This is a genomic window from Actinomadura sp. NPDC049753 (genome assembly GCF_040674655.1).
Classification (GTDB): Bacteria; Actinomycetota; Actinomycetes; order Streptosporangiales; family Streptosporangiaceae; genus Spirillospora; species Spirillospora verrucosospora.
In genome coordinates this window covers 1-8,875 of record NZ_JBFARL010000271.1, presented here as the reverse complement: position 1 = coordinate 8,875, position 8,875 = coordinate 1, and the positions used below count along the sequence as shown (strand labels likewise).

The 8,875-nt window shown below is 74.2% G+C and carries 9 protein-coding genes; 5 read left to right on the top strand and 4 right to left on the bottom strand.

What is annotated here, in order from left to right:
- Window positions 1–183: 183 nt before the first annotated feature.
- Complete coding sequence (locus AB0K37_RS37945) at window positions 184–1,059, top strand: arylamine N-acetyltransferase (RefSeq protein ID WP_363989876.1); 876 nt, start codon at window positions 184–186, stop codon at window positions 1,057–1,059.
- 47 nt (window positions 1,060–1,106) lie between these two features.
- On the opposite strand, the gene AB0K37_RS37940 is transcribed toward AB0K37_RS37945, so the two are convergent.
- Window positions 1,107–3,818, bottom strand: coding sequence for an AAA family ATPase (locus AB0K37_RS37940; protein WP_363989873.1), 2,712 nt, complete (start codon window positions 3,816–3,818; stop codon window positions 1,107–1,109).
- A gap of 133 nt (window positions 3,819–3,951) precedes the next feature.
- Between AB0K37_RS37940 and AB0K37_RS37935 the strand changes: the two genes are divergently transcribed.
- Window positions 3,952–4,509 (top strand): hemerythrin domain-containing protein, encoded by a 558-nt coding sequence (locus tag AB0K37_RS37935; RefSeq protein WP_363989871.1) that lies wholly within the window; start codon window positions 3,952–3,954, stop codon window positions 4,507–4,509.
- A gap of 49 nt (window positions 4,510–4,558) precedes the next feature.
- The gene (locus AB0K37_RS37930; RefSeq protein WP_345180249.1) at window positions 4,559–4,747 is read left to right on the top strand and encodes a hypothetical protein; all 189 of its coding nucleotides are present in this window, start codon (window positions 4,559–4,561) and stop codon (window positions 4,745–4,747) included.
- A gap of 22 nt (window positions 4,748–4,769) precedes the next feature.
- On the opposite strand, the gene AB0K37_RS37925 is transcribed toward AB0K37_RS37930, so the two are convergent.
- From AB0K37_RS37925 to AB0K37_RS37915, 3 genes are all read right to left on the bottom strand, one after another.
- Window positions 4,770–5,543, bottom strand: a complete 774-nt coding sequence (locus AB0K37_RS37925; protein ID WP_363989868.1) for an MgtC/SapB family protein — start codon at window positions 5,541–5,543, stop codon at window positions 4,770–4,772.
- 138 nt (window positions 5,544–5,681) lie between these two features.
- Window positions 5,682–5,873: a hypothetical protein gene (locus AB0K37_RS37920; protein WP_363989865.1), complete on the bottom strand. Its 192-nt coding sequence runs from the start codon at window positions 5,871–5,873 to the stop codon at window positions 5,682–5,684.
- A gap of 11 nt (window positions 5,874–5,884) precedes the next feature.
- Window positions 5,885–6,244 (bottom strand): DUF3140 domain-containing protein, encoded by a 360-nt coding sequence (locus tag AB0K37_RS37915; RefSeq protein WP_363989862.1) that lies wholly within the window; start codon window positions 6,242–6,244, stop codon window positions 5,885–5,887.
- A 150-nt stretch (window positions 6,245–6,394) separates the two neighbouring features.
- Here AB0K37_RS37915 and AB0K37_RS37910 point away from each other — a divergent pair, with 150 nt between their 5' ends.
- Together AB0K37_RS37910 and AB0K37_RS37905 are read left to right on the top strand one after the other, a co-directional pair.
- Window positions 6,395–7,861: an ornithine decarboxylase gene (locus tag AB0K37_RS37910; protein ID WP_363989859.1), complete on the top strand. Its 1,467-nt coding sequence runs from the start codon at window positions 6,395–6,397 to the stop codon at window positions 7,859–7,861.
- A 91-nt stretch (window positions 7,862–7,952) separates the two neighbouring features.
- On the top strand, window positions 7,953–8,786 hold the full coding sequence (locus AB0K37_RS37905) for a phosphoribosylaminoimidazolesuccinocarboxamide synthase (protein ID WP_363989856.1): 834 nt from the start codon (window positions 7,953–7,955) through the stop codon (window positions 8,784–8,786).
- Window positions 8,787–8,875: the final 89 nt, after the last annotated feature.

The window sequence follows — 8,875 nt, the reverse complement described above, 5'->3', positions numbered from 1 at the left end:
CCGAGGCGGGCGGGCTCCGCGCGGCGGCGGGAGCCGCGCTGCCGCCCGGCGAGCGGCGCGACGTCGACCGGATCGCCGGGAGGATCCGGGACGCCTCCGGCGTTGTCGCCAAGACCGGAGGTCCGGCGTCGCCGGGGCCGCCGGCGCCGGCAGGGTGATCGGTTCGAGCGGGGAGAGGGATACATGAGCGAGGATCTCGGCTACGGATGGCAGGGCGAGCTGCTCGATCTGCCCGGCTACCTGAAGCGGGTCGGCCACGACGGCGACCTGGCCCCCACCGCCGCGACGCTGCGGGCCCTGCACCGCGCGCATGTCACGTCCATCCCGTTCGAGAACCTGGAGATCATGCTCGGGCGGCCGGTCGGCCTGTCGCTGGACGCCGTCCAGGCGAAGCTGGTCGAGAGTCCGCGCGGCGGCTACTGCTTCGAGCACAACCGGCTGTTCGCGGCGGTGCTGGAGAGGCTCGGGTACGAGGTCGCGGCGGTGGCGGGGCGGGTCACGATGGGGGCGGCGAAGATCCTTCCCGCCACCCACGCGCTCCTGCACGTCCGCCCGCCGGACGCGTCGCGGGACGAGCCGGCGTGGCTGTGCGACGTGGGGTTCGGCGCCGGTCCGCTGGAGCCGCTGCGGCTCGTGGACGGCGAGGAGGCCGTCCAGGACGGCTGGGGCTTCCGGCTTCGGCGAGGCCGCACCGTCACCGCCTGGACGCCGAACACGGCGGAATGGGAGCTGCACCAGCGCGGCCCGGACGGCTGGATCCGGCGCCACACGTTCGTGCTGAACGAGGTGTTCCGGATCGACTTCGAGGTGGGCAGCCACTACGTCTCGACCAGTGCGCGCTCGCCGTTCACGACCCGCCCGTTCGTGCAGAAATTCTCGTCCGACTCTCTCCGTGTGCTGGACGGCACGAAGCTGACCACCACCCGTCCGGACGGGAGCGTCGAGGTCCGCGCGCTCGCCCCCGAGGATCTGCCGGCGACGCTGGCCGAGGACTTCGGGATCGTCCTGGAGCAGGAAGACGCGGATCGCCTCGTCGGTTTCGTCCGCGCGAGAAGCTAGACGCAACGCCCGTTCAGCGCCGCTCTCGTTCCGCGCCCCGCGCGGGGCTAGCCCAGGTCGAGGCGGGCCAGGGCTGCTCTCGTGGTGACGCCGAGCTTGGGATAGGCCTTGTAGAGGTGGTAGCCGACGGTCCGGGGGCTCAGGAACAGCTGCGCGCCGATCTCCCGGTTGCTGAGGCCCGTCGCCGCCAGCCGGGCGACCTGGAGTTCCTGCGGGGTGAGCCGGGCGGCGTGGTCGTCCGGTGAGGCGTGGTCGTCTCGACCGCCGGTGAGGCTTTCCCCGGCGGCGCGCAGTTCGGTCCGGGCGCGTTCCGCCCACGGCGCCGCACCGAGCCGCGCGAACGCCTCCAGCGCCGCGTGCAGCCGCGCCCGCGCGTCGTTCCTGCGGCGTGACCTGCGGAGCCACTCTCCGTACAGCAGGTCGGTGCGCGCCTGCTCGAAGGGTGTGCCGCCCTCGCGATGCAGGGCGAGGGCCTTGGAGTACAGCGGGTCTGGGTCGTCCGGGGTCAAAAGGGCCGCGCAGCGTGCCGCGATGGCCTGCACCCAGGGCTGCTGGGTCTGCGCGGCCCAATCGCTGTACCAGTCGGCGGCGTCCCGCGCGCGCTCTGGGACACCGGCTCGGACGGCCGCTTCGACAAGGTCGGGCAGAGCGGCGATGGCGCCCTGCCGGGAGGGCCCGGCGACGACGTCGGCAAGACGTTCCAGAGCCGCGTCGTACCGGCCGAGCCCGAGATCGAGCAGGCTGCGCGCGGCGGCGGCGTGCACGTTGCTCGGCGGGAGTCCGCGTGACAGCGCCTCTTCCGTCAGCTCCAGGCAGCGTTCCTCGTCCCCCTGGATCGCGGCGAGCTGCCCGAGGCTGGTGTCGAGGTAGACGCGGATGCGGTGCTGGCCTGTGTCGGCGGCGATCCGCACGCCCTCCGTCGCGCCGGTCAGCGCGTCGCGGTACCTGCCGAGCAGCAGGTCGGTCCGGGTCCGGAGCATCAGCACGGGCGCGAGCAGCCCGATCGCGCCCCGGTCGCGGAAGCGCCGCTCCAGCTCCGCCGCGACCTCGGCCGCGCCTCGCACGTCACCGACCATGAGATGCCACATGCCCGCGCGGATCCGCTCGCGCGGCGCGTAGCAGGCGCTCATCGCGTCCATCAGCTCGCGCAGCGCCGCCACTCCGTCGGCCGGATCCGCGTCCGCGAGCGGGTTCTGCCCGGCGAACACCCGGCTCAGCGCCCGCAGGTGCGGCGCGTTCGGGACGCCGAGGCGCGCGCCCTCGGCGGCGATGCCGTCCATCGCGGCGAAGTCGCCGGCGTTGGCGGCGGCCACCGCGGCCTGGAAGTACAGGTAGCCGGACGTGCGGGGATCGGCCCGCGCGACCGTCGCCGCCGTCTCGGCGAACAGCCGGTGGGCGTCCGCCGCCCGGTCCTGCTCGTCGGCGAGGGACGCCCGGATCAGGGTCAGCTCCGCCCGCGCCAGCGGGTCCGGCAGGTCGGGCTCCGCCCGCGCCGCCAGCTCGACGGCGCGCTCGGGCAGCCCCGCGTCGGCCGACGCCCGCGCCGCCGCCGCCAGCCGCCGGCCGCGCTCGGCCGGGTCCGGGGTGAGACCGGCGGCGGCCTCGTACATGGCGGCGACGGCCGCGTTGCCGCCCGCGTTCCGCTCGGTCTCGGCGGTCCTCTCCAGCACGGCCGCGACCCGCTCGTCCGGTTCCGTCACCGAGCGGGCCAGATGCCAGGCGTGGTGGCACACGTCGCCGCGCTCCAGGTAGGCCTCCGCCAGCGCCCGGTGGGCGGCCAGCCGCTGTCCGAGCGTCGCCTCCCGCACGGCGGCGGTGCGGATCAGCGGGTGCCGCACCTCCAGCCGCCCGTCGGACGTGGTGCGCAGCAGGCCCGCGCGCTCGGCGGGCTCCAGATCGCCGATGGAGGCCGGGGCGCCGAACCGGCCCGCCGCCTTCACCACCACCCCGGCGTCGCCGAGATCGTCCACCCCCACCAGCAGGACGAGCCCGCGCGCCGGCTCGGGCAGCGCGGCGATCCGCTCGGCGAACGACCGCAGGATCCGCTCGTAGGCGGACCCGTGACCGCCCTGGCCCGGCAGTTCGAGCAGCGCGAGGGGGTTGCCCATCGCCCCCGCGAGGATCTCCCGCCGGACGTGGCCGGGCAGGTCGGGGGCGCGCTCGGCCAGCAGCCCGGCCGCCGCGTCCCCGTCGAGGCCGCGCAGGCGCAGCTCCGGCAGCCCGTGCGCCACGAACTCCGGCGCGGCGCACTCCGGCGCGACCGCGTCGCGGGCCGCGAAGACGACCGCGATGGGCTCGGCGTCGAGGCGGCGGGCGGCGAACAGCAGCGCCTCGGCGGACGAGCCGTCCATCCAGTGCGCGTCGTCGACCAGGCAGAGCAGCGGCCGCTCCTCTGCCAGGTCGGACAGCAGGGTCAGCACCGCGAGCCCCACGAGGAACCGGTCGCTCTCGGCCTCCGGGCCGCCCATGTTGAGGGCCGCGCGCAGGGCCTCGGCCTGCGCGTCCGGGAGGCCGCCGATCCGGTCGAGGTGGCGGCCGAGCAGCAGGTGCAGCCCCGCGTACGGCATCGTGCTCTCGGTCTCGACGCCCGTCCCGCGCAGGACGCGCATGCCCTCGGCGGCGCCGGCGGCGTGGTCGAGGAGGGCGGACTTGCCGATCCCGGCCTCGCCGCGCAGGACGAGGGTGCCGCTGCGCCCGGCGCGGGCCCGGTCGAGGAGCCCGTCGATCGCGGCCAGTTCCCCGTCCCGCCCGTACAGCATGCGTTCACCCTACTCAGCCCGCCGCCGCGCCCGGATGGTTGAAGCCCTCACCTCGGGTATCGCCACCAGTCGTACACCCACACCGAACACACCACAGCGCCGAACACACCCACAGCGCCGACAGGAGGTTGTCATGGCCGACCAGGCCACCAAGGAGAACGTCGTCGATCTGCTGCTCGCGCAGCACGAGGAGATCCGCCACCTCGCCACGACCGTGGAGAAGAACCACGGCAAGGTGCGCAAGGACGCGTTCGACCGGCTGCGCAGGCTTCTCGCCGTGCACGAGACCGCCGAGGAGGAGGTCGTCCACCCGTTCGCCCGGCGCGCCGCCGGCGACGGCTCCCGCGTGGTGGAAGCGCGGCTGGAGGAGGAGAACGAGGCCAAGGGCGTCCTGTCGGCCCTGGAGAAGATGGACCCCGAGTCCGCCGACTTCGAGGAGACGTTCGCCAAGTTCCACCGGGACCTGGAGGCGCACGCCTCGCACGAGGAGAAAGAGGAGTTCCCGCGCATCGCCCGTGAGGCCACGCCCGAGCAGATGCGCGGCATGGCCAAGGCCGTCAAGGCCGCGGAGGCGATCGCTCCGACGCATCCCCACCAGGGGACGGAGTCGCCGACCAAGAACCTCGCGGTCGGGCCGATGGCGGCCGTCGTCGACCGCGTCCGCGACGCCATCGGCAAGGCGCGCGGCTGACCGTCCGGGGGCGGCCCCGCCGGGCCGCCCCTCCCCTGAGGAGGGTGCGATGACCCACCGGAAGAACGACGAGGACAAGCCGCTCGCCGACCGGCGCGCCGAGGCGGGGGCGCCGCAGGAGGACGACGCCGACGTGGGGGGCGAGCACACGCCCGGCCCCACCGACCCGCCGAACGCCGAGGCCGACGCCCCGGGCGGCGAGGACGACGGCTACAGTCCGCAGACCGAGGTCCCCTGATCCGCCCGGGGCGCCGTGCCCCTCACTCGCTGTCGTCGTCCCGGTCGGCCCCGACCGTGACGCCGACGACGTCCTGCAGTTCGCTCAGGACCGCGGCGAGTTCCGGGACCGAGCCCGTCCCCTCCAGCGTGAGCGTCACCACGGCGTTGCCGGGACGCCGCCGGTCGGGTTCGCGCCGGTCCCGGCGCTCGTCGCGGCCGCGGTCGGAGTCGTCCGGCAGGTGGTCGCGGTCGACATGGACCTCCAGGATCACGAAGTCGCGCTGCGTGGCCTCCATCAGCACCTGCCGCAGCACGCCCCGCCCGTCCCCGTAGACGATCCGCAGCCGCGCGACCCCGGCCCGGCGGTACCGCTCCAGCGGGAGCCTCCTCGTCAGCCCGCTCAGCCCGTAGACGACGAGGAAGTGGATCGCGGTGACCGCCACCGCGAGGACCGGCAGCCCGCCGCCGGCCGCCATGCCGACGGCCGCCGTCACCCACACGACGGCGGCGGTCGTGAGCCCGCGCACCGCGTCCCGGCGGACGAAGATCAGCCCGCCGCCGATGAAGCCGATGCCGGACACGATCTGCGCCGCCACCCGGGAGGGGTCCAGCGACACGTTCCCGGGGACGTTCTCGAACCCGTACTTGCTGACCAGCATGAACAGGGCCGCGCCGACGCCGACGAGGGTGTGCGTGCGCAGCCCCGCGCTCTTGTTGCGCAGCCCTCGTTCCAGCCCGATCGCGGCCGACAGCACCATGGCGAGCAGCAGCTCGCCGATCTCCACCCAACCCTGCCCGGGGGACAATTCGAACACCCTCGTACCACCCCTCCCTCTTCCGTTGTCCATCGGTCGGACCGCCCCGGCCGCGTGCACCGGACGGACCGCATCGGCCGCCTCGCAGCAGACGGGAGGCCGCCCCGGACTCTCTCCGGGGCGGCCTCCGGCCTGCTGCTAGGCGGGGTGCGGCGGCTTCTGGTCCGGCGGCGTTCCGCCGCCCTCGCCGCCGCCCCTGTCCCCCTTGTCGGTGCCGTGCGCGTGACCCTTGGCCCTCGTCGACTTCGGGTCGGTGGCCTCGGGCGCCGGTTCGTCCGTCACCGCGGTCTTCCCGGACCGCCGGATCTCGGGCTGCTGCGGGTTCGGCATGCTCTCGCCTCCTAAGCGCTGGACGGTTCGGGACGCAGCGGGTCGTGCCCCACGCTCATCAGCGCGTGGCGCCACTCCTCGTCCCGTTCCGCGTTCGGCGGTCGGTGCTCCAGGCGGTCCTCCACGTAGTCGACGACCTCCTGCATCACCTCCCCGTCGTTCTCGGTCAGGTCGACCTTCCGCTTGCGCAGCACGTCCACCACGCGGGCTCCCAGCTCCGACACCCCGGGGCCGGGGCCGTCGGCCGGGAACGCCTCCTCGCCGGACGCGTCCGTGAGCAACCAGGTGCGCAGTTCGTCGGAGGTCATGTTCACGAGCCGGTGGAAGTCCTCCCACGCCAGCTCCACCTCGGGCGATACGCGGTTGTTCATAAGCAAAACTCCCTGTACGCGTTCACGCCCGCCGTACCCGGAGACCGCTGCCCCATTCGTCCAAACTTGTATCACTACGGCCGGAACAATCCCCCGGGACACCCGGAGCGCCCCGCGTTACAGCCGGAGACGCACGGGAACACGACCCGCATGGACCACTCGGAAGCCCCCGTCCTGGACGCCCTCGCCGCCTACCACCGCGAACAGCAGCTCCCCTTCACCCCGCCCGGCCACAAGCAGGGCCGCGGCGCCGACCCGCGCGCCCGCGAGGTGCTGGGCGACGCGGTCTTCGGCTCCGACGTCCTCGCCATCTCCGGCCTCGACGACCGGGAGTCGAACCACAAGGTGCTGGAACGCGCCCAGGAGCTGATGGCCGACGCCGTCCACGCCGAGCAGGCGTTCTTCTCGACGTGCGGCAGCTCCCTGTCGGTCAAGAGCGCCATGCTGTCGGTCGCGGGACCGGGCGAGAAGCTCCTCGTCGGGCGGGACGCCCACAAGTCGGTCGTCTCAGGGCTGATCCTGTCCGGCGTCCGCCCGATCTGGGTCGAGCCGCAGTGGGACGCGGACCGGCACCTGGCCCACCCGCCCTCGCCCTCGGCGTTCGCGGCGCGGTTCCGGGAGCACCCCGACGCGCGCGGCGCCCTCGTCACCAGCCCGACGCCCTACGGGACGTGCGCCGACCTGGCCGCGATCGCCGCCGTATGCCACGAGCACGGCAAGCCCCTCATCGTCGACGAGGCGTGGGGCGCGCACCTGCCGTTCCACGAGGACCTGCCCACCTGGGCCATGGACGCCGGCGCCGACGTGTGCGTGACGAGCGTCCACAAGATGGGCGCCGGGCTGGAGCAGGGATCGGTCTTCCACCAGCAGGGCGACCTGGTCGACCCGGCCGTCCTCAGGGCCCGGGAGGACCTGCTCGGGACGACCAGCCCGTCCGTCCTGATCTACGCGGGCCTGGACGCGTGGCGGCGGCAGATGGTCGAGCACGGGCGCGCCCTGCTGCAGGACACGCTGGACCTGGCGGCCGACGCGCGCTCGCAGATCGCGGCCCTCGACGGCTTCGACGTCCAGGGCCGGGAGGAGTTCACCGGCCCCGGACTCGCCCACGACCTCGACCCCCTGCCCCTCGTCATCGACATCGCCGGTCTCGGCGTCACCGGCTACCGGGCCGCCGACTGGCTGCGGGAGCACCACCGCGTCAACATGCACCTGTCCGACCACCGGCGGATCAGCGCGCAGTTCACCTTCGCCGACGACAAGGTGACGGCGGAGAGGCTGCTCGGCGCGCTGCGCGACCTCCACGACCACCTCGACGACCTGCGCGGGGCGCCGACGGTCGAGGTGCCGTCCCCCGAGGACCTGCGGCTCGAACTCGTCGTGCTGCCCCGGGACGCGTTCTTCGGCCCGGCCGAGCAGGTGCCCGCCGCCGACGCCGTCGGCCGCGTCAGCGCGGAGATGCTGACCCCGTACCCGCCCGGCATCCCCGCCGTGCTGCCCGGCGAGCGGATCAACGCGCCGGTCATGGAGTACCTGCGCTCCGGCGTCGCCGCCGGGATGGTCGTCCCGGACGCGGCCGACAGCACCCTCGGCAGCGTGCGGGTGTTCATCGAGGAGTGAGGGCACGGGCCCGGCGGGGCGGAGCCGCCGCAGGTGGCGGGGCGGCGCTGTGGAAGACTCCTACCGGCACGGCGGCTAGATGGGGAGCGTCATGGAGTTGGTCCACTCGGGCAAGGTCAGGGACGTCTACGCGGACGGCGACGAGCTGATCCTCGTCGCGTCGGACCGGGTGAGCGTCTACGACGTCGTCCTGCCGACCCCGGTCCCGGACAAGGGGAAGATCCTCACGCAGCTGTCCCTCTGGTGGTTCGAGCAGCTCGCCGACATCATCCCGAACCACGTCGTCTCGGCCACCGACGTCCCCGAGGAGTGGGCCGGGCGCGCCATCCGCTGCCGCCGCCTCAGCATGCTCCCCGTCGAGTGGATCGCGCGCGGGCACCTCGCCGGGCTCGGCCTGCAGGAGTACCAGAAGTCGGGCACGGTCTCGGGCATCTCCCTGCCGGACGGCCTGGTCGAGGCGTCCCGGCTGCCGGAGCCGATCTTCACGCCGACCACCAAGGCCACCGAGGGCCACGACGAGTTCATCACCTACGACGACGTGGTCCGCGAGATCGGCGACGACACCACCGCCCGCCTCAAGGACGTCACCCTGGAGATCTACAGCCGCGGCGCGGCCCTCGCCGCCGAGCGCGGCATCATCATCGCCGACACCAAGCTGGAGTTCGGCCGCGCCGCCGACGGCACCCTGGTCCTCGGCGACGAGGTGCTCACGCCCGACTCGTCCCGCTTCTGGCCCGCCGACCAGTGGGTGCCCGGCCGTCCGCAGCACTCCCTCGACAAGCAGTTCGTGCGCGACTGGAGCAGCACGCTCGACTGGGACCGCACCCCGCCCGGCCCCGCCATCCCGGACGAGGTCGTGGAGGCCACCCGCGCCCGCTACGCCGAGGTCTACGAGCGCCTGACCGGCACCGCCTGGACCTCCTGACCCGGCGCCGGACGCGCGCCGGCAGGACCGGCGCGCAGCTCCATGCCAAGGGTCCGGACGGGGACGGGCCCGGCGGACACCGCCGGGCC

What these genes read in the sequence shown, in the direction of transcription:
- AB0K37_RS37945 (WP_363989876.1), top strand. Translation starts at nt 184, where the DNA reads ATGAGCGAGGATCTCGGCTACGGATGGCAGGGCGAGCTGCTCGATCTG.
- AB0K37_RS37940 (WP_363989873.1), bottom strand. Translation starts at nt 3,818, where the DNA reads ATGCTGTACGGGCGGGACGGGGAACTGGCCGCGATCGACGGGCTCCTC.
- AB0K37_RS37935 (WP_363989871.1), top strand. Translation starts at nt 3,952, where the DNA reads ATGGCCGACCAGGCCACCAAGGAGAACGTCGTCGATCTGCTGCTCGCG.
- AB0K37_RS37930 (WP_345180249.1), top strand. Translation starts at nt 4,559, where the DNA reads ATGACCCACCGGAAGAACGACGAGGACAAGCCGCTCGCCGACCGGCGC.
- AB0K37_RS37920 (WP_363989865.1), bottom strand. Translation starts at nt 5,873, where the DNA reads ATGCCGAACCCGCAGCAGCCCGAGATCCGGCGGTCCGGGAAGACCGCG.
- AB0K37_RS37915 (WP_363989862.1), bottom strand. Translation starts at nt 6,244, where the DNA reads ATGAACAACCGCGTATCGCCCGAGGTGGAGCTGGCGTGGGAGGACTTC.
- AB0K37_RS37910 (WP_363989859.1), top strand. Translation starts at nt 6,395, where the DNA reads ATGGACCACTCGGAAGCCCCCGTCCTGGACGCCCTCGCCGCCTACCAC.
- AB0K37_RS37905 (WP_363989856.1), top strand. Translation starts at nt 7,953, where the DNA reads ATGGAGTTGGTCCACTCGGGCAAGGTCAGGGACGTCTACGCGGACGGC.